The sequence below is a fragment of the Alcaligenes pakistanensis genome (genome assembly GCF_014652815.1).
Taxonomy (GTDB): Bacteria; Pseudomonadota; Gammaproteobacteria; order Burkholderiales; family Burkholderiaceae_B; genus Alcaligenes; species Alcaligenes pakistanensis.
In genome coordinates, this window is record NZ_BMZN01000002.1 from 276,340 (window position 1) to 298,508 (window position 22,169).

Consider the following 22,169-nt stretch of genomic DNA (forward strand, 5'->3'; position numbering starts at 1 on the left):
ATACCCGTCATGCCAAAGCTGTTGAGCCGCTTGCTATGCATGTCCAGATAAGCCTGTGCACTGGCCTTATCGCTGAACAGATAGACGCCACCTGCTTTGGATTGCTCCCGATTTTCAGTCCAGATTTTCCAGATCAAACCGGGCTCCTGGGAGATGGATTGCGCCAATTCATGCATGGCTGCAGTCATGTCTGCGCCCCAGGGGCCGGAGTAAGGAAAATCAACATACAGCAGGGTGCTCATGGTCGGCTCCATATCAAAATAGGTGGCTAGCATCATACCGTGCGGCTTGAAGGCTTCAGTACTGTCTCTTATTTGTCATGGGACGTTGAAAGGGCCGTGATTGGCTGGCCTCGCCCATGAAGGGGGCGTATAGTTTTTCTTTTGCTTTTTGCTGGTGGAACCCCTCATGTCCTGGACCGCTTTGTTGTTGGTGGTGTGTGCTGCGTTCATTCATGCGGGTTGGAATTTGCTCTCTAAACGGGCTGCCATGGCAGGGGCGCATTTTGTATTTGCGTACTCCTTTTTCGCCATCCTGTTTTATTTCCCCATCATGCTGTGGGTGGTTTTTACCCAAGGTAATATGCCCTGGACTAGCGAGACCATTACCTGTGTGATGCTCAGCGCCTTGCTGCATATGGGCTATAGCCTGAGTCTGCAAAAAGGCTATCAGGTCGCCGATTTGTCTGTGGTGTACCCGATCGCACGCGGCACGGGCCCCATGCTGTCTTCTATCGGCGCTTTTATTCTGCTGGGCGAGCCGGTGCGTCCCTTGGGTATCTTGGGCATTTTGTTGGTGGTGATGGGCATCTTGCTGATTGCCACCCAAGGCCACCTGCGCCGTTTCTTCAGTCCTGCGGCCTTGACGGGCGTGCGCTGGGGTATGCAGACCGGTATTTTGATTGCAGCCTATACCGTGGTCGATGCTTACGGCGTCAAAGTGCTGCTGATTTCTCCCTTTTTACTGGATTGGTTCAGCAATGTGCTGCGCCTGGGGATGTTGACGCCTTTTATTGCCCGGCGTGGGCGAGAAGGCTTCGTCAAGCTCAAACCCTATTGGAAATTGGCGGCTGCCGTGGGCTTGCTGTCCCCGATGTCCTACATCCTGGTCTTGCAGGCATTAAGCCTGGGTGCGCCTTTGTCCATGGTGGCCCCGGCCCGTGAAATGTCCATGATGGCCGGTACCTTATTGGGCATGATTGTGCTGCGCGAAAAAGCCAATATCTGGAGTTTGCTCGGTTGTGCCGTCATGATCAGCGGGGTTATTGCCCTGACATCAGGCCCGGCTGCCTGATCGCTCTCTTGAAATATCGCGGGCCGTCCCTATCTGTCTGCAATAGGGCGCGTTCAAGCGCGCGGCAATCAACCCATTTTTTTGCATTTTCACCATGAGCCAGACTGACACTGCGAATACGTCCGAAACCTTGGGTTTTCAGGCTGAAGTCAAACAATTACTGCATTTGATGATTCACTCCTTGTACAGCAACAAGGAGATTTTCCTGCGTGAGCTGGTATCCAATGCGTCGGATGCCTGTGACAAACTGCGTTTCGAAGCCATCGACAATCCAGCCCTGCTGGAAGGCGATCCAGAAATGCGTATCCGTGTGGAGTTCGATAAAGAACAGCGCACGATCACGCTGTCTGACAATGGTATTGGCATGTCGCGTGATGAAGCCATTGCCAACCTGGGCACCATCGCGCGTTCGGGCACCAAAGAGTTCTTCTCCCAACTGACGGGCGACAAGCAAAGAGACACCCAGCTGATTGGTCAGTTTGGCGTGGGCTTTTACTCCTCCTTTATCGTGGCTGACAAAGTATCGGTGCTGACACGCCGTGCCGGCCAGGATCAGGAAGCGGTGCTGTGGGAATCCGCCGGTGAAGGTGAGTTCACCATTGCTGCGGCTGAAAAAGCCGAGCGCGGTACCACCATTACCCTGCACCTGCGCGAAGGTGAGGACGATTTCCTGGACGGCTGGCGCTTGCGTAATGTGCTGCGTCGCTACTCCGATCACATCTCTTTGCCTGTGCAAATGCGCAAAGAAGAGTGGGACGAGGAAAAGCAGCAGCAAGTCATGCAAGACGAATGGGAAAGCATTAACCAGGCCAGCGCCTTGTGGACGCGTTCCAAGTCGGAAATTACTGACGAGCAGTACCAAGAGTTCTACAAACACATCGCTCACGATTACGAGAACCCTCTGGCCTGGACGCACAATCGGGTAGAGGGCCGTAGCGAATATACCCAGCTGCTGTTCGTACCCAAGCAGGCTCCGTTTGACCTGTGGGATCGCGATGCCCGTCGTGGCGTGAAGCTGTACGTGAAACGCGTGTTCATCATGGACGACGCCGAGCAATTGCTGCCCGCTTACTTGCGCTTTGTGCGTGGCGTAATCGATTCGGCCGATCTGCCGCTGAACGTATCGCGTGAAATTCTGCAAGAAAGCCGCGATGTGCGTGCCATCCGTGAAGGTAGCGCCAAGCGCATCCTGTCTTTGCTGGAAGATCTGGCCGAAAACCAACCAGAGCAATACGCCGAATTCTGGAACCAGTTTGGTCAGGTGTTGAAAGAGGGTGCAGGCGAGGACATGGGCAATCAGGCCCGTATCGCAGCTTTGTTGCGCTTTGCTTCCACCAATCAGGAAGGCTCGGCCCAGGCCGTGTCTCTGGCCGATTACATTGGCCGCATGAAAGAAGGCCAGGACAAGATTTACTACGTCACGGCTGACACCTTTGCGGCGGCTTCTAACAGCCCGCATCTGGAAGTGTTCCGCAAGAAAGGCATCGAAGTCCTGCTGATGTCTGATCGCGTGGACGAATGGATGCTGTCCTACCTGCGCGAATTCGAAGGCAAGCAACTGGTCTCTGTTGCCAAGGGCGGGCTGGATCTGGACGAACTGGCAGACGAGGAAGAAAAGAAACATCAGGCCGAAGTGGCTGAAACCTTCAAACCTCTGGTCGAGCGCTTGCAGACCACGTTGGGTGAGAAGGTTAAAGAAGTGCGCATTACCGCACGTCTGGTCGATTCCCCGGCTTGCGTGGTGGTCGATGCCAACGAACTGAGCCCGCACTTGCTGCGTATGCTGCAAGCCGCTGGTCAGGAAGCGCCCGAGGTTAAACCAATTTTGGAAATCAACCCGGAACATGCTTTGATCGCCAAGGTACAAGCCGCTGATGACGAAACCTTTGGTGAATGGGCTCAACTGCTGCTGGAACAAGCCATGCTGGCCGAAGGGGCCGCATTGCAAGATCCTGCCAGCTTCGTGAAGCGCGTGAACCGTTTGCTGTTGAATCTGTAAATCTGAACGTGGCTGACTCTGCTCAATAGCAGAGTCAGCAAACTGTCAGTTTCTTGGCCTTGTTCTTATTTTGTAAGATCAAGGCTTTTTTGCGTCTATTGACAGGCTATTGGAGGAAGAAGCGAGTAGATAGCGAAATGGTTAAATCGTAATAGCTAAGCGATTTTTTATTCTTTGTCTATCTTAATGAGAATTGATCGTAATACGATGCTTGCGCGCCACACTAGAGGTGAAAACAAGCTATTTTTTAACTGAATTTCAGCAAATCGTAAGATTTGGATAGACTTCATAATAAGAATGATTGATATTACGGGCTCCTATTAAAAGCACTTATTCGGCAGCGAAACACCGCTAACGCGAGCGATCGTGCCTGATTCAATCGCCCTGCCTTGAAAAGTGATACCTACCATATGGAGCTGGTGATGTCGTTTGTATCCGCCCTGCCGCCTCGTCGGTTCGCCGAGACGGTTTTATCTGCCGCACTGTTTGCTGCCCTTACAACGCCTGCTTTTGCTCAAACCGCCAACCCTGGCGTAACCGAGCTGCAGTCGATTAAAGTCCAAGGCACAACAGATACGAACGGCATTGATGGCTTCCAGGCGCATAAAGCGCAATCTGTGAAGTTTTCCGAGACGCTGCTCAACACACCGCGTTCCATCACCGTGATCCCTGAAGAGGTGATCAAGGATCGTGGCGCAACTTCCTTGCAGGATGTGTTGCGTACCACCCCAGGTATTACCTTGGGCTCGGGCGAAGGCGGCACCCCGATGGGTGATCGTCCTTTCATCCGTGGCTACGAAGCCAGTACCGATATTTTTATCGATGGCGTACGTGATTACTCGCGTGGTTCGCACGAAACTTTCAACCTGGAATCGGTTGAAGTGTTGAAAGGCCCCAGTTCGGCTTACACAGGCCGTGGTGGTACCGGCGGTAGCTTGAACCTGGTGACGAAGTCTCCCAAGTTGAAAGATTTCTTCCAAGTGGAAGCGGGCTATGGCACGTCTGACCAATACCGTTTGACCGCTGACGGCAACTACGCGTTTTCGGATACCGGTGCGATTCGTCTGAATTTGATGCGTATGGGCGGCGATGTTGCCGGTCGTGATGGGGTTGAGATTGACCGTTGGGGCATCGCACCTTCCATCGCCTTTGGCTTGGGTACACCTACTCGTGTGACCTTGTCCTACTCCCGTCTTGAAAACAAGGACATGCCGGATCTGGGCTTCCCATTCAGGAATGCGGCCAATCCGGATCGCGTCACTCCCTTGGAAGCGGACCGTGACACCTTTTATGGTCGTCACAATGTGGACTTCCGTAAATACACGGCAGATACCGCAACCGCCAGTGTCGAGCACGACGTGAATGACCGCTTCACAGTTCGTAACGTGACGCGCTACAGCAAGACTTTGAACCACTACCTGATGACTCGCCCGTCTTTCGACAATTGCACGGCGACCTCGGGTGGCGCTTGCGCTACAGAAGGCCCTGGTCTGCAGTTCCGTCGTGACGATCGCACCAACTATCGGGTGTCTGAATCCTTGCTGAACCAGACTGATGTCTATGGCAGCTTCAATACCGGCTGGCTCAAGCACGATATCGTTGCCGGTGTGGAGATCAGTAAGGAAGAAATCCACAACAAGACCATGACGGGTGGCCCAGGCCGCGATACGGACTCCTTCTACAATCCGGATCCCAATCGTCAGTACAACTATTCGCTGCAATACGGTCCTAAGACCAAGACAGGCGATATCAAGACCCGTTCGCTGTATGTCTTTGACACTCTGACCCTGAATGATCAGTGGATGGTGAATGGTGGTGTGCGCTTTGACCGTTTTGAAGTCGATAACACCACAGATTCGCGTAAAGACGATATGTGGAATTACCAGCTGGGTGTGGTTTACAAACCCGCTCGTAATGGTTCTATCTACTTGAGCTACGGCACTTCCTCCAACCCAACGGGTGAAAACCTGGGGCAGGCCGGTGGTGCAGACGGCCCAGCGGGCGGTGCCGCGATCCGTGAATTGAAACCAGAGCGCAGCTACAGCTGGGAGCTGGGTACCAAGTGGGATATCGCCGATGAGAAGTTGTCTCTGACGGCAGCGGTATTCCAGACCGACAAGAAAGATGCACGATCTACCGATCCGTTGACAGGCGATGTTTCCTTGAGCGGTAGCAATCGCGTGCGTGGTCTGGAGTTGGGCGCTGCGGGTGCCATCACGTCCAAGTGGAATCTGTGGGCGGGTTACACCTACCTGGATCCGAAGATCAAAAAGTACCGCAACGGTGCCAATGTTTTTGATGGCAACCAAATGAAGTTCATCTCCAAACAGAGCTTCAACGTTTGGACGACCTATAAAGTATTGCCAGAGCTGACCTTGGGCGCTGGTGCTACCTTGGTGGGTAAGCGCTTTGTAGATGATGCCAATGAACTGAAACTGCCGTCTTACTGGCGTTACGATGCGATGGCGCGTTACGACTTGAACAAGAACGTGTCCTTCCAGTTCAATGTGAACAACATCAGCAATGTGCGCATGTATGATGCCTCTCACGTTGGCGTATTTGCCAATGTAGGCCCAGGCCGCTCTTACATGTTCAATGCCACTTACCGCTTCGAGTAAGTTGCGTCTTGTAGTGTAAAGTCAGATGGGCCGCCTTTTGGGGCGGCCTGTCTGTTTCTTGCGCCGCCTAATGTTTCCTTTTGCCTTAGCAGGTGTTCCATGCTGATTACTATCCCTGACGTTCTGAATGCTGAGCAGTTGCGCGACTGTCGCCAGGCCCTGGAGCAGGCACAGTGGGAGGACGGGCGCACGACGGCAGGTTACTTGGCTCAGAGCAGCAAGCGTAATTTGCAATTGCCTCTGGATACCACTGTGTCCCGCCAGATGGGGGAGTTTTTGATGCATGTGCTCGGTCAGCACAGCGGTTTTATTGCCGCGGCCTTACCCTTGCGTATGCTGCCTCCGCGCTTTAATCGCTACGAGGGCGGTGGAGAATACGGCAACCATATCGATAACGCGATTTTTACTGTTCCTGGCACGGCCCAGCGTTTGCGTACCGATGTCTCCACCACCTTGTTCTTCAGCGATCCCGACGAGTACGAAGGCGGCGAGCTGATCATCGAAGATGTCTACGGTACACAGTCGATCAAGCTGCCTGCGGGGCATATGGTGGTGTATCCCGGGACGAGCTTGCATCGAGTCCAGCCTGTCACTAAAGGGACGCGCTATGCGTCCTTCTTCTGGACGCAAAGCATGGTGCGCCATGCTCATCAGCGTAAATTGTTGTGGGAACTGGATCAGAGCATTCAGCAACTGGCCAAACAAAATATTGACGGGCAGGAGCTGTCACGCCTGACGGGGATTTATCATAATTTGCTGCGCGAATGGAGCGACGTCTGATCGCCTGGAGCTTGATTGACCATGTCTCAAGAACGACTACCCCCTTTAAGCAGCATTCCCGCTGAGATCGCCTGTCTGACAGATTACGAGCCATATGCTCGTCAGCGGATGCGTGCGCAGGATTGGGCGTATTTCAGCGCGGGGGCTGCTGATGAGCTCACGCTACGGGATAATTTGGCTAGCTTTGGTCGTTTGGGGCTTTGGCCTGCGGCATTGGGTCGATTTGATCAGCCGTCGACCCGCTTGAGCCTATTAGGACAAGCGATGGAGTATCCGATTCTGCTGGCGCCTATTGCTTACCAACGTTTGGCTCATCCTCAAGGTGAGCTGGCCAGTGTTCTGGGTGCGGGCGCGATGGGGGCGACTAGCGTGATCAGTATGCAGGCCAGTCACTTTTTTGAAGATATTGCGGCACAGGCCCATGCCCCCTTGTGGGCACAGTGGTATTGGCAAACGGACCGCGCATTTACCTTGGATTTATTGGGACGTCTCAAAACGGCGGGCTATGCCGCCTTGATGTTGACAGTCGATGCCGCGGTGAACGGTGTGCGTAACCAAGAGCAGCGCGCTGGTTTTACTTTGCCTGCAGAGGTAGATGCCGTGAATTTGCGCGGTGTCAGTGCGCCACAGGGCGTGCTGGGTGCGGCTGGTACCAGTCCCTTATTTGGTAGCGGTTTGTTGAATAGTGCTCCCACGTGGGATGACCTTGCCTGGTTGGTACAGAACAGCCCGGTGCCCGTGTGGGTGAAGGGCATCATGCGGCCTATCGATGCCCAGCGGGCCTTGGATGTAGGCGTTGCCGGAATCGTGGTGTCGAACCACGGCGGACGCACCTTGGATGGGGCTCCCGCTTCTGTGGATGTGTTAGCACAGGTGTGTCAGGTCGTGCAGGGCAGGGTACCGGTATTGATGGATGGCGGGATCCGACGCGGTACAGATGTGCTCAAGGCATTGGCGCTAGGCGCGACAGCTGTGATGATTGGCCGTCCCTATATCTACGGTCTGGCTGCAGCAGGAGCAGCAGGTGTCGCGCATGTCCTGCATATTTTGCGGGCGGAACTGGAAGTGGCGATGGCACTGACGGGTTGCAATACCTTGGCCGATATTGGCCCTGAGCTACTTTATCAGTCTTGATCTGGAGCTTGTTCTGGCTTTGACTCCAGCTCTTGCTCAGGCAGGGTTTCTTTAGCCCAGCCGTGTTCCCGCTTTACTCGTTTCCAATCAAAGAAAGGTCCCGGATCTGTCTTGCGTCCAGGGGCGATATGCTCGTGACCGCGTACGGCTTTTAAGTCATGTCGCATGCGCAAAGCGCGGCTTAAGCGGGATAGCTCCCGGTATTGCGCTTCCGTAAATGGCTCAAAATCGCTGCCTTCCAGTTCGATGCCGATCGAAAAGTCATTGCAGCGTTCGCGACCTTCAAATTGAGATACTCCCGCGTGCCAGGCACGGCGCGTGGTCGGAACGAATTGAATGATGTGCCCAGTGCGCTGGATCAGAAAGTGAGCCGATACCTTCAGGTCGCGGATGTTCTCAAACCAGGGGTGGGCGTCGATATCCAGCTGATTCTGGAAGAAATCCCGAATGTATGGCCCGCCAAACTCTTGCGGCGGCAGGCTGATATTGTGCAGCACCAGCAAGGTCGGATTACTGCCCTCGGGGCGTTCATCCTGATTGGGTGACAGGGCGCGCAGGACGTTGGCGTGGGGTTTGAGCCAGCCCTGGCGATCCAGGTCATAGGCATGGTGCATGCGAGCCATGGGCTTAGCTACGCGGGCCGCGTTTGGCGTGTTCCAGGCTGCACCACGTGTGATGATTGCTCATCAAGGCCTCAGAGCGTGGCAAAAAAATACCGCAATGCGCGCAACGGACCATTTCCTCGGCGCTCCCTTGCTTGCGCGATGGGCGCAGGGTCGGGTTCGGTGGGTTACGTTTACGGGCCTTGTTTTGCGACACGATGCGGGCAATGATCATGCCCACCAGTATGACGACAACCCAAAATAAGACTTTACCCACTTTTTCCTCGTTGCAAGATGACGTCTAGTACAAAATGGCTGCCTGTATAGGCGAGCAGCAGGAAGGCAAAGCCGGCCAGCGTCCAGCGCAAAGCAATGCGGCCACGCCATCCGTACTGTTTCCGTCCCCATAATAAGCCACCAAATGTAACCCAGGATAGCAAGGTAAAGACAGTTTTGTGGTCAGCAGGTAAAAATTTTCCATCTATAGCCAGCGACACGGCGGCACCGCTCAGAATCGTGAAGGTCAGAATCACGAACGAGACACGGATCAGGCGGAACAGCAGTTCTTCCTGTACCAGCAGGGGCGGCATGGTATCCAGTACACGGCTAAGTAAACCGCGTTGTTCCTGATGAAGAATAGGGCGGTGCAACTGGCGATCCAGTGCTGTCATCAAAATAGCGTGCAGGGCTGCGACGGTGCTTAGCCCGTAGGCGACCAATGCAATCAGTAAATGGATACGCAGCCATTCATTGCCTACATGGTTAACGACATGGCCTTCAGGAAAGGCCATGGCCAGTAAGCTGACGATTGTGGCTGCAGGCAGTAGAATGAGCAGCAGGCTGTCCAGACGCAGATACAGGCTTTGGAACCAGAACACCACCATGCCCAGCCAGATTGCCGCCGACAGGGCTAAAGCCCAGCTCAGATGCAGCCCCTGGGGCAGCACAATCGTCAGCAGCAGACCCGCTCCGTGCACAATGATGGCGCAGAGCAAGGCTACCCGGCTGGGGGCGTTCAGTACGGTTCGGGTGCTGCCGCGAGTCAATGGACGCCAGAGCGAGATCGACAGCACGATGTACGCCAGTGCGGCGAGCAAGTGAAATACAATACTTGCAGACATAAGTCCCGGATTTCCTGAAAAACGGTACGGGGCGTACCTCAAGTGGCCATTTTATTCTTATTCGTAGACCACACGATAACCTAGTTTAAGCGAACCCAGTCCTATGTTTGAAAATCTGACCCAGCGTATGTCGCGTGTGGTGAAAACCATGCGCGGACAGGCTCGTCTGACCGAATCCAATACTCAGGAAATGTTGAGGGAAGTGCGTCTGGCTCTGCTGGAGGCGGACGTGGCTTTGCCCGTTGTGCGCGATTTTGTGGCACGGGTCAAAGAAAAAGCGCTTGGTATTGAAGTTGCCGACAGCCTCAATCCGGGGCAGGCGCTGGTGGGGATTGTCCACCAGGAACTGACCACGCTGATGGGCGCAGACCTGGGCGAAAACGCTAGCGAACTGTCCTTGGCGGCCCAACCGCCTGCCGTTATCTTGATGGCCGGTCTGCAAGGGGCGGGTAAAACCACCACGACCGGTAAATTGGCCAAATGGCTGAGCGAGGGCGGCCACGTTCAATACGGTCGCAAAACAGGCAAGAAAAAAGTGCTGGTGGTCAGTGCTGACGTCTACCGTCCTGCCGCTATCGAACAGCTGAAAACCGTTGCCGCTCAAGTCGGCGTCGAGTTCTTGCCGTCTGACCCTAGCCAGAAGCCGGCTGATATCGCCCGCAATGCTTTGGATCATGCCAAGCGTCATCACTTTGATGTGCTGATTGTCGATACGGCCGGTCGCTTAGGTATTGATGAAGACATGATGCGCGAGATTCGTGCTCTGTACGATCTGCTGAACCCCATTGAAACCTTGTTCGTGGTTGATGCCATGCAAGGTCAGGATGCGGTCAACGTGGCCAAGGCCTTTGCGGACGCTTTGCCGCTGACCGGTGTGGTGCTGACCAAACTGGACGGTGATGCACGTGGTGGTGCGGCTTTGTCTGTGCGCCATATCACTGGCAAGCCACTGAAATTTGTGGGTATGTCGGAGAAGCTGGACGGCCTGGAGCCCTTCCACCCCGAGCGTATGGCTCAGCGTGTACTGGGCATGGGCGATATTGTTTCCTTGGTGGAGCAAGCCCAACGCAACATCGATATTGCCGATGCACAAAAGATTACCGACAAGATCAAGGCGGGCGACAAGTTCGACTTGAATGATTTCCGCGATCAGCTGCAGCAAGTCAAAAAGCTGGGTGATATGGGCTCTTTGCTTGAAAAACTGCCCGCGCAGTTCTCGCAAGCCGCTTCACAATTGCAAGGCGGTCAAGCCGAGCAGCAGTTGCGTCGTACCGAAGGCATCCTGAATTCCATGACCCCTGCTGAGCGTGCTAAGCCTGAACTACTCAAAGCCTCGCGCAAGCGTCGTATTGCGGCAGGTTCTGGTGTGCCAGTGCAAGAGGTTAACCGTATGCTGAATCAGTTCGAGCAAATGCAAGGCATGATGAAGCAGATGAAGAAAGGCGGCATGGCCAAGATGATGCGCGGTCTGGGCGGCATGGGAGCTTTGAAGGGCCTGGCTGGTAAAGGCTTTAAAGGCTTTCGTTAAGCAATAGCCTTGTTTAGTCAGTTAGCAGGGCTTCATATCAAGCCCTCAATGGAAAAAGCCCGCACAAGCGGGCTTTTTCTTATCCTGAATTGCTGACTTACAGCGCAGGAATACGCAGCACCTGACCAGGGTAAATCTTGTCAGGGTGGCTGAGCATAGGTTTGTTGGCTTCAAAAATAACGGTGTATTTCGCACCGTTTGCCTTGCCGTAATTAGTTTCGGCAATTTTCCACAAGGTATCGCCTTTCTGTACGGTGTACATCGTGGCTTCGGGTGCCGGTTGGGCAACGTTCAGTTGGTTGTCTACTTGAGAGACACCCAGCGTGTTACCCAGGGCCAACACAATTTTTTCGGCTTGTTCGGTGGAAGCAGCTTGACCACTGACTGTGACCTTGTCGCCATCAACCGTCAGGTTCAGACCATCGGCGGAAAGTTGGTGTTTGGCCAGTTCTTTCTGGAGTTCGTCTGCTGTCGCTGCTTTGGCCTCGTTGGCTCCAAAGAGTTTTTCGCCGACATCTTTAAGAAAACTGAATACGCCCATTGCTTTGCTCCTGAAGTTAGGGGTCTGTGGTTGCTTGCCTGAAGGACAGGCTAGTCGGCTCATTATGACCTCATTTTCAGTTGCCAAGCCGTACCGGAATGTCAGCAATTGTGCATTTTAAAGAGGCAGTCTCAGCCGCCACCCACAGCAACCACGATTTCTATCGTGTCGCTTTCTTTGATAGGGGTCGTGGCGTGCTGGCTTTTGGGGACGATATCGCCATTTAGCTCAACAGCGATACGCTTGTTTTCGTAGCCTAGCTCGACAATTAGCGTGCCAACGGTATCGGTCTTTGCCAAAGTCTTGCTTTGGCCGTTCAGGGTAATGTTCATCATTGTCTCTGGATATGGTCCGGGCCGAGCCGGACGAGTGATTCAGATGGCAAATTTCTGGGTGGCGCTTAGCAAGCGGGCCAAAATGCCAGGTTCGTCGTAGGCATGGCCTGCGTCCGCAACCATATGAAATTCTGCTTGTGGCCAGGCGCGATGCAGTTGCCAGGCTGTATGCGCCGGAGTGCACACATCATAGCGTCCCTGCACGATCACGCCGGGAATACCATGCAGGCGGTGGGCATTGTTAAGTAACTGATCGGGCTCTAAAAAGCCCTGATTCATGAAGTAATGGTTTTCAATGCGAGCAAAGGCCAATGCGGCTTTATCGCTGGACTTGGCATCCAGGTGGTTTTTGCTGGGCAAAAGTGTGATGGTATTGCTTTCCCACTGCGACCAGCTATGCGCAGCGCGTAGCTGCACGGCAGGGTCATCGCCTGTCAAACGCTTGTGATAAGCGCTGATCAGGTCGTGGCGCTCGTTCTCGGGGATAGGAGCCAGATACTGCTCCCAGATATCGGGGAACAGGCGCGATGCCCCTTCCTGATAAAACCAGTGCAGTTCCTCAGGGCGAGCCATGAAGATACCGCGCACAATCAGTTCGCTGACGTGTTCTGGATGAGTCTGCGCATAGGCTAGCGCCAGTGTAGAACCCCAGGAGCCGCCGAAGACCAACATCTTGTCGGCCTTGAGTTTTTCCTTGCGCAGCCGTTCCATGTCTTGCACCAGATGCCAGGTGGTGTTGTTTTCCAGGCTGGCATGAGGGTAAGAGCGCCCGCAACCGCGCTGATCAAACAGCAGCACATTGTATTTTTGCGGGTCGAACAAGCGGCGGTGGTCGGTAGAACATCCTGATCCCGGCCCACCGTGCAAAAAGATGGCTGGCTTACCTTCCGGGTTGCCGCAGCATTCCCAGTAGATATGGTGTCCATCATCGGTATGTAAAGTGCCTTGGGCGTAAGGCTCTATGGGCGGGAACAGGGTAGCGCTCATTGTTCTTTCTTGGGCCAGTTCAGTTCAGGGGTAGGAGTGTCATTGCGGGTGAAGATCAGATCCCACACGCCATGACCCAAACGCAGCCCACGGTTCTCAAACTTGGTCAGTGGGCGAAAGTCAGGGCGGGGTGCGTAGCCATTGTGAGTGTTGCTCAGCATGGACTCGGCCGACAGCACTTCCAGCATTTGTTCCGCGTAGTTTTCCCAGTCCGTGGCGCAATGAATATAGCCACCGGGTTTCAGACGGCTGGTCAGCAGCTGGATGAAAGGCGATTGCACCAGACGACGCTTGTGATGGCGCTTCTTGGGCCAGGGGTCCGGGAAGTAAATATGAATACCTGCCAGGGAGGCAGGGGCGATCATGTCGCGCACCACTTCCACCGCGTCATGTTGAATGATGCGGATATTGCTGATCTGGTTGTCATCAATGCGTTTGAGCAATGCGCCCACGCCGGCATTAAAGACTTCTACACCCAAAAAGTTGTCGTCCGGACGGGCTTGGGCAATTTTCTGGGTGGTCTCACCCATGCCAAAACCGATTTCCAGAATCAGTGGATTGTCATTGCCGAACAGCGTAGCTGGCTTCAGGATGCTGTCGCGATATGTAATCGACCACTGAGGCAGCAAACGCGCCAAGGCTTGTTCCTGGCTGGGCGTAATGTGCGCGCGCCGATGAACAAAGCTACGGATATGGGTCTCGCCGGAATTGCTGTTCGCGACATTAGGCGACAACAGGGATGGTTTTTCGTTGCTGGAGGTCATGGTTGGGGCGCGGGCATCAGAAGTGGCTCGCGTATCAGCTAAAAGCGGGAAAACTCTATTGTAGTGAGTCTTGCCGCTGAATTCATGGGAGGGCGTGCGAAAAAGATAGGGCAGGGGCGACGCATGAACGAGAGATCGCGCTATAATTTTCGCTTCCCCATTGGCGGGATCGTCTGCTTCTGACGCAGACCTCTCCAACAGGGCGGGTGTAGTTTAATGGTAAAACTGATGCTTCCCAAGCATCCGTCGTGGGTTCGATTCCCATCACCCGCTCCAGTTCTGCCTTGTCGCTCCAAGGTCATCCTTATTGGCGAACTCTGGCTTCTTTAAGCGCAGCGTCGGACTTTATTCCTCGACTGCCGAGCGTACCGCCTCTACAACACGTTGTGCCAGCTCCTGTCTTGTCAGCTGCGGGTACGCCTGTTTTAACTTTCCGGAAACTTGCCAGCCGTTTTCTTTCAGAGAGCGAATGACTCGGTTGGTGTCTTGATCAGGCATCTCAAGCACTTCTTTCAGTCGTTCTTGGGCTCGTTGAAAGATCACCAGTATGCGAGCTTCTTGTGCCATTTCGTTCTGAACGGCATGTGCTACAACCCGGGCTGTGTAGAGCACGTGCTCCGTCAAATCGGGATAGCGCCAGGCAAACTGTGTGTTGGCATAGTCATCGAAAATAAAGTTGCTTTGGGTGCCATCCTCATAGGTTGTCAGTTTGCCAAAGCGATAAGAGCTTGCGTAGCGCTCCATAAACGGACCTGAAAACGCCTCCAGATTGCGGTCATAGCGAGCTCTGAAGCCCAGCGAGCTAGTAATCGTGGCTGATAGCTGGCAGGGTATTTGTTTTCGACCCGTCCATTGTTATCACGACGCACGCGGGTGGTTCCAATTGAGGACTCAACACGCACGGCTTGCACCAGCGCGATGCCATAGCGTTCTGCCAGAGCTCGAATATAGTAATAAAACTAAGTTTTTATTGGAAATGGTAAGAATCAGGCTTGAGTTGGGACATACCTGGTTTGCTTGCGCCTCGTCCCATGGCACTATACCCAGCATGCAAGAAGATCTTTTCGGCGATGCCATTCCTCAGCCTCCCGCTTCAAAGCCCGCCGCTTCCTCCCGCCGCAAAATCACCAAAGTCAGCCTTGCCACCTCCGCCCTGGAACTAAGCGATTTGGCGGCCCAGCTTCCTGAAACCCTGCGTTTCGGTGTTTCCACTTGGTCTTACCCCGGTTGGGAAGGTTTGATCTGGGATGGCGAGTACGAGTCGAACATCCTGTCCAAGCACGGGTTGGAGGCCTATCACCTGCATCCCTTGATGCGCACCGTCTGTGTTGATCGCACTTTTTGGCGTCCTTTGACTGTCACGCAGTATTCCGCCTACGCCGCCCAGGTTGATGAGGATTTCCGTTTTGTCGTGAAATGCCCCTCCATGATTACGGATGCGCAAGTCCGTGATGAACAAGGCAAGGTGCGCAAGTCAAATCCGGACTTCCTGGATATTCGTCTGGCCGTGGAGCAGTTTGTGCAGCCTGCGGTAGAAGGCTTGCGTGCCAAGCTGGGCGTATTGGTATTTCAGCTAAGCCCTTTGTCCTGGGGCTGGTTGAATCGCCCGGCGGAGTTATTCGACAAGTTGGGGCAGATGCTGGTTGCAGCGCGTGAGGCCTTGCCGCAGGATTCTCCGGTCATTTTTGCTGTAGAAGTGCGAGATCCGGAGCTACTCACTCAAGGCTTGGTTGATACGCTGAAGGCCAGTGGCGCTACGTTTTGCCTGGGTTTGCACGGCAAAATGCCACCGATCGATGAGCAGTTGCCCCTGTTGCGAGCCTTGTGGCCGGGGCCTTTGGTGTGTCGTTGGAATCTGAACCGAGAGTTTGGTGCCTATGGCTATGCCGATGCCCAGAAAAAGCACACACCTTTCGATGCCATTGTCAGCGAGGACGTGCATACCCGCACGGTGTTGGCCCGCACGATTCGCGGAATCACGGGCGCAGGGCAGGCGGCTTATGTGACGATCAGCAATGATGCGGAAGGTTGTGCACCGCTCTCCATACAGCGTTTGGCGCAACTGATTGCGGCGCACGAAAATTAAACACAGGCCTTGTGAACTGATCTCTAGAAATTGAACAGTTCACAAGGTCTGTTTGGGTGCTTCATGGTCTGGAGCCTTAACGTATGCGGGCTTGGGCCATGCCGATGCCCTTACCGGGTCTTCTGAATCAGATCATCCGTCGTCATGACATGCGCGGTAGACACAGCCAGCACGCCCAGGGTGACCCGGTGTACTTCTTCCGCTGGAATCGCCCCAAAGCCCATATCCGGGTAGTCGTAGGTGCCGGTGGCATCAGAGATGAAGGCGACTTTGTAGCCATTGAACATGGCATCGCGAGCCGTGGCGTGGCAGCAGTTCTCGGTAGTGACACCCGTGACAACGACCGTGTCGATCTTGCGGGTACGCAGAATGATGTCCAGATCAGTGCCAAAGAAAGCGCTGTAGCGATGCTTTTTAATGACGACCTCATCACCTTGTGGTGCGACGTCCGGGTAGATGTCGATGCCAGCGGTGTCATCCACCAGCCCCGCCCGATTCAGGATCGGTGGATAAATTTCCCCAAATAAACCCATATCGCAGCCGTTGCGACGGTGGGCGTGGGTGGTGAAGATCACTTCCATGCCAGTCTTGCGTGCATGGCCCAGCAGTTTTTGTAGACGGGGCACCAGCGCCATACCCATAGGGGTTTCCAGTGGGGCGCCGGACGCGATGAAGTCGTTTTGCATGTCGATCACAATGACCGCCGTGCTCTTGGGATTGATTTGATCAATCTGAATAGCCATTTCATTCTCCTTTGGTTGGCTCCGGGCCGGGTGGCTGTGTATTTGGTGTTGCCTTACCCGGTGTCATAGACCTTTCCAGAGTAGGGGGACGACTCAAACCTGGCTTGTCTGTCCATGCCATTTTTTCTTCTTTTTTGACTGTGGGCGCCACATGGGCGACCCGCCAGTCAAGATGCCAGTCCGTGGTGTTCTCGGGGCTTGTCCAGGTTTGGGAAATAGACGTAATCTTGCTGGAAAATGATTAATTTCACGGTGCAGATAGCGCCGACTATGGAGACTGAACCGATGGCAGCGATCATGGCAGTCAAGCCCGGAGACAGCTTTGAACACTGGCACGAGGTTACTTGCAGGCAGTTTTCTCATACCGAGTGCAATCCTGTTGCCAGACACCATTTTCAGGCGCGAGTCACGCTGACTACGTTTGGCGGTTTGGGACTTAGCCGTATCTGGTCGGCCACGCCTGCGGGGGAGGCGATTCGAGTCAGCAGGCGCTTAGCGGATATTCGTAAAGATCAGCGCGACTGCTTCATGCTGTGGTTAATGCTCGATGGCAGTATTCAGCTTAGCCAGGATGGGCGTTATGTCAGCCTGGCGACGGGGGACCTGGTGTTGCAGGACCAGTCGCGTCCCTTTGAGCTGGAGCTAGGGCCCTTGACCCATGCGGCGATGCTCATGATTCCCCGCCCACTTCTGGCGACACGTTTACCCGCGCTGAGGAGTCTGGCTGCGTGCCGTGTTCCCGCTAACTCTCGTCAGGGGCCGATGGCCGGTGCTTTGGTCAAGCAATTACTCAGCATGCAAGGAGCGGCTGCGGACGGGATAGATCAGCGTTTGAGTGCCTCGGCGCTGGATATTTTCTCGGCTGTCTTCGAGTCAGAAGCCATAGCTTATTCTCAGGCCAGCCGTCGGGAGCGGCGTCTGGAACAGGTTCAGGCATACATACGTGCGCACCTGCATGAAGATGATCTGGATGTGGAGCAAATGGCTCAGGCTTCATCGATGGCAACTCGCACGCTGTATCGACTCTTTGCGCATGAAGCGACCACGCCTATGCAATGGCTGTGGGAGCAGCGTTTGCTTCAGAGCTATCGCTTGCTGGCCGAGAGCAAACAGCGGCGGGTGACGGAGGTGGCGATAGCCTGCGGTTTCAAAGATCTTTCTCATTTCAGCCGCCTGTTTCAGGCACGATTTGCGCAATCCCCGTCGACACTTCGGTTTAGGAACAGGTCTTAAGTGCAGAGCAGGGAGTGTGTCCAGGCGTTTGATACGCAGGTTTGGCGCCGTGTGAACACAGGAACGCATGGCTGTTTGCTAGTCAGGGTGATCGTGTTGTGTGGCACCAGATGGCAAGCGCTAAGCAGGAGGGGCTTCCTACAATTGAGACAAGCGGGGCAAGCACAGAGTTCTGCCCTGAGTGGCCAAGCCAGCCAGACCGGCAAAGGGCCCAGTATCGGCGTTACCTTGCGTTCTGAATGCAGATAACGCGCTTGCTTGATCACAATTAGGGGAAGAGCACATGAAGATTACTCGACGTTCCTTATTAATCGCCGGTCCCAGTCTGCTTGCCAGTGTGGCACTGGCGCGTACCGCTCTTGCGCAGCAGGTGATGGCTGTGGACAAGGGGGGAGACGCGGGAGATTTGGGCCTTGCGATCGAGGCTTATATTTTTGCCTATCCATTGGTGACGATGGAGCTGACCCGGCGGATTATGACCAATGTAGCGCAGCTTGGTGGCGTACGAGGTCCGATGGGCCAGATCATCAAAGCGCGCAGCTACCCGGATGCTTCGTTCCGAGATGTCACCGCGCCTAATGCCGATACGCTGTATACAAACGCCTTCTTTGATGTGGGTGATGAGCCGTGGATCCTGAGCATTCCAGATATGCAAGACCGTTACGCCTTGATGCCTCTGCTTGACGGCTGGACGACAGTATTTCAAGTGCCAGGAAAACGCACGACGGGAACAGGTCCGCAAACCTACGCCATTACCGGCCCAGGCTGGAAAGGAACCTTGCCAGCAGGCGTGACGGAATATAAATCCGCCACCAGTATTGTCTGGATGCTGGGACGCATTTATTGCACAGGAACGCCAGAGGATTACGCTGCGGTCCATAAACTGCAAGACGAGTTCAAGCTGGTGCCGTTAAGCGCTTACGGCAAGTCCTACACCCCGCCGGCGGGCGTGGTGGATCCCTCGCTGGATATGAAAACCGCCGTGCGTGATCAAGTCAACAAGATGGATGCCACGGCTTACTTCACCCTGTTTTGCGAGTTGATGAAGCGTAATCCGCCATCCAGTGCAGATGCTGCGCATGTAGCCCGATTTGAGCGTATTGGCATCGTTCCAGGCCAGGATTTTGAGGCTGGAAAGTTCAAGGCAGATATTGCCAGTCAGGTGCCCAAGGCTGCAGTTGGAAAAATCATGCAGCACTATGCGACCCTGACGCTAAAGAACGGCTGGTCATTCACGACTGATACTGGCGTTTACGGTACGGATTACTTGATGCGTGCTTTCATCACGGCCATCGGGCTGGGGGCCAATCGGCCGCAGGATGCCATCTATCCTATTTCTCAAGCGGATGCGGGTGGACAGCCCTATTCGGGTGCGAACAAGTATGTCATGCGCTTCCCTAAAGGCCAGCTACCGCCCGTAGATGGTTTCTGGTCGCTGACGATGTATGACAAGGATTACTTCTTTATTGATAATCCCTTGAGTCGCTACTCGATCAGTCCGCGCCAGAATTTGAAGGTCAACGCGGATGGCTCGACAGACCTTTATATTCAAAAGGACTCGCCCGGTCAGGACAAAGAATCCAATTGGCTTCCCGCGCCGGATGGAAATTTTATTTTGATGTTCAGAGCGTACTGGCCGAGACAGACGAACCCATCGATTCTGGATGGTAGCTGGATGATCCCAGCGGTGCAAAAAGCGAGCTAAATACAGACTGGCAGGGTGTTTGCCATGAAAACCCGCAGAACTTATTTAGCTCTGCGGGTTTTGTTTTAATGGCCTGCCTGGATCAGGCAATCGCTCGACTCTGGCTCGAGAAGGGGTGGCTTAGAACTGATACCGCAAGGTCGCGGTGACGTTGCGAGGGGCACCCCAGAAAACCGTGTTGTAGTTGCCTATGCCCGCATAGTAGTGTTTGTCGAACAGGTTATTGACGTTGACGGACAACTTTGTGGTTTTGTTGACATCGTAAGAACCGCTAAGTCCCACGACTGCATAAGGCTTGCGCTCGAAACGGCGTACTTGGCCATCAACAAGCTGGGTGAAGTAGCTGCCGCTTTGCCATTGGACATTACCTCCCACGGTCAGGCGCTGGCCGGCCAAAGGCAGTCGATAGTAGGTGGCCAGCTTGAACAAATGTTCTGGCTGCCGGGAACTGGCCCGTACGCCATCACCATCACGGGAGCGGGCGTAGGTGTAGCCTGCGTGAACTTGCCAATTCGGCATGACCTCCCCGGACAGTTCTAGCTCCAGACCGCGTGTAGTCACGCCCGGCACAGCAATGTAGGCCACTCCACCCATCGGGGTTTGAGGGTTGATCGGGTCGGGCTCGGCGACGTTGTCTTGCTTGACCTGAAACAGGGCCAGGCTGGCGTTAAGCTTGCCATCCAGGTACTCGCCCTTCATGCCCACTTCCATGCTTTTACCGGTTAAAGGCTCTAGCTGCTCTCCGCTGGCCTTGAAGTTATAGGCTTGCGGCTTGAATACGTCGGTGTAGCTGGCGTAGGCCGTGTGCCATTCATCCAGATCCACACTCAGGCCCAGATAAGGAATGATCTTGCCGTTGACCTGGGTTTCGTGGCGCTGCAACCTATTCAAGGCGTTCAGGCTTTCCAGGGACCAGTCGTAGCGTACCTGGCGGGCACCTAGAATCACGTTGACGCGATCATGAGGTTTCAGGACGGCAGCTCCATAGATCATGTGCTGCTTCACGTTCACATCATGTTGCAGCCACCATTCGTATTCAGAGGGCTCGGTGGCGTTATTGTTCCATTCAAAAATGTTGGGCACCGTCATGTCGGTGTCCCCATCCCAACGACGCGACAAGGCGTGTGTCTTGGAGTAGTTGGCTCCTAAAACCAGCTCATGCTCGCGACCCAATAGTTTGAAGGGGCCAGTGGCATGGAAATCCAGGGTTTTTTCTTTGGAGTCGCTGTCAAATCGTGCTGCACCGCCCTGGTAAAAACCGTGGCTGATTTCATAGGTTTGCGCGTTGACGAAATCGGCCGAAATACCGGACATGACCTGACGGGTACGGTAGTCGCGCTGACCCGCAGCCAGTTTGACGGTCCAGCCAGAGTCAAAGCGATGGTTCAGGTCGGCAAAAACACGCTGGGTGTCCTGATTGCGCCAGGCCCAGCGATCAGCGGGGTTGAAATGCCGACCTATGGAGAACTGTTCACCATTGCTGTAGAAGGCGGGCAAGTGTTCGTTAGTTGTCGCGTTATTGCGGTTACGCTGGTAATCCAGACCCACGGCGACGGTAGTCCGTTCACCCAGATCGGCTTCCAAAATCCCGTAAAAGATCTGTTGCTTGCCTTTGGCGTAATCCATGAAGCTGCGGTTGTCCTGGGTGGCCCCCACCACGCGTCCACGCAATACGCCTTCAGCAGCCAGAGGGCCGGATAAGTCCAGTTCGGTGCCATAGGTGTCCCAGCTGCCGGCTGACACTTGCGCGTGTCCTTGGAACTGACTGGTGGGCCGTTTGCGAACCATATTGATCACGCCAGAGGGGTAGCCTGCGCCGTTGACCAGGCCAGTTGCGCCTTTCAGGATTTCGATGCGGTCATAGATGGCGGAGTTGGTAATGCTGTAGTTGTCGCGCACCGCTCCGCCGTCTGAAGACAGGCTGGGCAGGCCATCAAACTGAAAATTTTCCAGGCTGAAACCGCGAGAATAAAAGCTGTAGGACTCGGAGTTGTCGCGGTTGACGGTGACGCCTGGTGTTTGTTGCAGGGCATCGGAAATGGTCTGGATGCCTTGATCGTCCATTTGCTGGCGGGTGATGACACTGACCGATTGCGGTGTTTCACGCAGGCTCAGGTTCAGTCGAGTCGCGCTATTGCTATGGGTGGCGGTGTAAGAGCCGGTTTGCTCGGTGCTGAGGGTGTCCCTGGCTGCATGGACGGTAATAGGAGCCAATTGCGTGCTGTCGTCGCTAAGCGGCTTGCTTAAGGTGTAGCGATTGTCTTTGCGTTTGTACTCAATTCCTGTGCCTGCCAGAAGTTGCGTCAAAGCGGCTTCGACGGAACTGGCCTGGCGCACTGCTGGAGCCTGCAAACCTTGGACAATATTTGGATCAAAGTACAGTTGTACGCGTGCCTGCTGGCCTAAGGACAATAAGGCTTGGGACAAACTTTGGGCAGGTAGGCTGATGGTGCTGGTAGTCGACGTTTGTGCAGCGGCATAGAAGGGCAGCGTACCCAGTGCCAAGGCCAGGGCCGTTGCTCGCATAAAGGGGCGGCCCAGACGGACACGTCGTGCTGGTGACGAGGAAAGATGCAAAGAGGTCATGTTGGAAAGCAAGCGATAGAGGTCATGGATCAATGCCTGGCCAGGCGGGTCTGTGGATGAGACGCATGAGCAAGTCAAAACCCGTAATGGCCGGTAAAAATAAGATCCGTATCG

General features: G+C 54.6%; 20 protein-coding genes and 1 tRNA gene. 10 read left to right on the top strand and 11 right to left on the bottom strand.

Features of this window, described 5'->3' with window-relative positions; all coding sequences use genetic code 11:
* Nucleotides 1-242, bottom strand: a 242-nt coding sequence (locus IE156_RS06225) for a monooxygenase (RefSeq protein WP_189391673.1), incomplete at its 3' end; no start/stop codon positions are given.
* A gap of 166 nt (nucleotides 243-408) precedes the next feature.
* On the opposite strand from IE156_RS06225, the gene IE156_RS06230 reads away from it, so the two are divergent.
* The 5 genes from IE156_RS06230 (at nucleotide 409) to IE156_RS06250 (ending at nucleotide 7,824) form a co-directional block, all read left to right on the top strand.
* Nucleotides 409-1,293: an EamA family transporter gene (locus IE156_RS06230; protein ID WP_189391674.1), complete on the top strand. Its 885-nt coding sequence runs from the start codon at nucleotides 409-411 to the stop codon at nucleotides 1,291-1,293.
* Between the two features lie 94 nt (nucleotides 1,294-1,387).
* Nucleotides 1,388-3,292: a molecular chaperone HtpG gene (htpG, locus tag IE156_RS06235; RefSeq protein ID WP_189391675.1), complete on the top strand. Its 1,905-nt coding sequence runs from the start codon at nucleotides 1,388-1,390 to the stop codon at nucleotides 3,290-3,292.
* Between the two features lie 422 nt (nucleotides 3,293-3,714).
* Nucleotides 3,715-5,910 (top strand): TonB-dependent receptor, encoded by a 2,196-nt coding sequence (locus IE156_RS06240; RefSeq protein ID WP_189391676.1) that lies wholly within the window; start codon nucleotides 3,715-3,717, stop codon nucleotides 5,908-5,910.
* Nucleotides 5,911-6,009: 99 nt separating this feature from the next.
* A complete protein-coding gene (locus IE156_RS06245; RefSeq protein ID WP_189391677.1) occupies nucleotides 6,010-6,690 on the top strand; it encodes a Fe2+-dependent dioxygenase in 681 nt (226 codons plus the stop codon).
* 21 nt (nucleotides 6,691-6,711) lie between these two features.
* On the top strand, nucleotides 6,712-7,824 hold the full coding sequence (locus IE156_RS06250; protein ID WP_189391678.1) for an alpha-hydroxy acid oxidase: 1,113 nt from the start codon (nucleotides 6,712-6,714) through the stop codon (nucleotides 7,822-7,824).
* On the opposite strand, the gene ampD is transcribed toward IE156_RS06250, so the two are convergent.
* Genes ampD through IE156_RS06265 form a run of 3 tightly spaced genes read right to left on the bottom strand, consistent with a single transcriptional unit; the run spans nucleotide 7,815 to nucleotide 9,547 of the window.
* Nucleotides 7,815-8,447 (bottom strand): 1,6-anhydro-N-acetylmuramyl-L-alanine amidase AmpD, encoded by a 633-nt coding sequence (gene ampD, locus IE156_RS06255; protein WP_189391679.1) that lies wholly within the window; start codon nucleotides 8,445-8,447, stop codon nucleotides 7,815-7,817. The two genes, IE156_RS06250 and ampD, sit on opposite strands and share 10 nt — an antisense overlap.
* Before the next feature lie 4 nt (nucleotides 8,448-8,451).
* Complete coding sequence (locus IE156_RS06260) at nucleotides 8,452-8,703, bottom strand: PP0621 family protein (RefSeq protein WP_189391680.1); 252 nt, start codon at nucleotides 8,701-8,703, stop codon at nucleotides 8,452-8,454.
* Entirely contained in the window at nucleotides 8,696-9,547 is an 852-nt protein-coding gene (locus IE156_RS06265; protein WP_189391681.1) for a cytochrome C assembly family protein, read from the bottom strand. Before IE156_RS06265 ends, IE156_RS06260 begins: the two co-directional genes overlap by 8 nt.
* Before the next feature lie 103 nt (nucleotides 9,548-9,650).
* Between IE156_RS06265 and ffh the strand changes: the two genes are divergently transcribed.
* Nucleotides 9,651-11,075, top strand: coding sequence for a signal recognition particle protein (ffh, locus tag IE156_RS06270; protein WP_189391682.1), 1,425 nt, complete (start codon nucleotides 9,651-9,653; stop codon nucleotides 11,073-11,075).
* A gap of 97 nt (nucleotides 11,076-11,172) precedes the next feature.
* Here the strand turns inward: ffh and lysM are convergent, their stop codons facing one another.
* From lysM to trmB, 4 genes are all read right to left on the bottom strand, one after another.
* Complete coding sequence (gene lysM, locus IE156_RS06275; protein ID WP_189391683.1) at nucleotides 11,173-11,616, bottom strand: peptidoglycan-binding protein LysM; 444 nt, start codon at nucleotides 11,614-11,616, stop codon at nucleotides 11,173-11,175.
* Nucleotides 11,617-11,747: 131 nt separating this feature from the next.
* Entirely contained in the window at nucleotides 11,748-11,948 is a 201-nt protein-coding gene (gene thiS / locus IE156_RS06280) for a sulfur carrier protein ThiS (RefSeq protein ID WP_189392230.1), read from the bottom strand.
* A gap of 42 nt (nucleotides 11,949-11,990) precedes the next feature.
* Entirely contained in the window at nucleotides 11,991-12,938 is a 948-nt protein-coding gene (gene pip / locus IE156_RS06285; RefSeq protein WP_189391684.1) for a prolyl aminopeptidase, read from the bottom strand.
* Nucleotides 12,935-13,702, bottom strand: coding sequence for a tRNA (guanosine(46)-N7)-methyltransferase TrmB (gene trmB, locus IE156_RS06290; protein ID WP_189391685.1), 768 nt, complete (start codon nucleotides 13,700-13,702; stop codon nucleotides 12,935-12,937). The genes pip and trmB overlap by 4 nt, the downstream gene beginning before the upstream one ends.
* A 202-nt stretch (nucleotides 13,703-13,904) precedes the next feature.
* On the opposite strand from trmB, the gene IE156_RS06295 reads away from it, so the two are divergent.
* A tRNA-Gly gene (locus IE156_RS06295) sits at nucleotides 13,905-13,978 on the top strand.
* 69 nt (nucleotides 13,979-14,047) lie between these two features.
* Here the strand turns inward: IE156_RS06295 and IE156_RS06300 are convergent.
* Complete coding sequence (locus IE156_RS06300; protein WP_229841063.1) at nucleotides 14,048-14,446, bottom strand: hypothetical protein; 399 nt, start codon at nucleotides 14,444-14,446, stop codon at nucleotides 14,048-14,050.
* Between the two features lie 304 nt (nucleotides 14,447-14,750).
* On the opposite strand from IE156_RS06300, the gene IE156_RS06305 reads away from it, so the two are divergent.
* Complete coding sequence (locus IE156_RS06305; RefSeq protein WP_189391686.1) at nucleotides 14,751-15,788, top strand: DUF72 domain-containing protein; 1,038 nt, start codon at nucleotides 14,751-14,753, stop codon at nucleotides 15,786-15,788.
* Between the two features lie 110 nt (nucleotides 15,789-15,898).
* On the opposite strand, the gene IE156_RS06310 is transcribed toward IE156_RS06305, so the two are convergent.
* Nucleotides 15,899-16,531, bottom strand: coding sequence for a cysteine hydrolase family protein (locus IE156_RS06310; protein ID WP_189391687.1), 633 nt, complete (start codon nucleotides 16,529-16,531; stop codon nucleotides 15,899-15,901).
* A 285-nt stretch (nucleotides 16,532-16,816) separates the two neighbouring features.
* On the opposite strand from IE156_RS06310, the gene IE156_RS06315 reads away from it, so the two are divergent.
* Nucleotides 16,817-17,764: a helix-turn-helix domain-containing protein gene (locus IE156_RS06315; RefSeq protein ID WP_189391688.1), complete on the top strand. Its 948-nt coding sequence runs from the start codon at nucleotides 16,817-16,819 to the stop codon at nucleotides 17,762-17,764.
* A 283-nt stretch (nucleotides 17,765-18,047) separates the two neighbouring features.
* Nucleotides 18,048-19,469 (top strand): DUF1254 domain-containing protein, encoded by a 1,422-nt coding sequence (locus IE156_RS06320; protein ID WP_189391689.1) that lies wholly within the window; start codon nucleotides 18,048-18,050, stop codon nucleotides 19,467-19,469.
* A 120-nt stretch (nucleotides 19,470-19,589) separates the two neighbouring features.
* Here the strand turns inward: IE156_RS06320 and IE156_RS06325 are convergent, their stop codons facing one another.
* A complete protein-coding gene (locus tag IE156_RS06325) occupies nucleotides 19,590-22,055 on the bottom strand; it encodes a TonB-dependent siderophore receptor (RefSeq protein ID WP_189391690.1) in 2,466 nt (821 codons plus the stop codon).
* Between the last annotated feature and the right edge of the window lie 114 nt (nucleotides 22,056-22,169).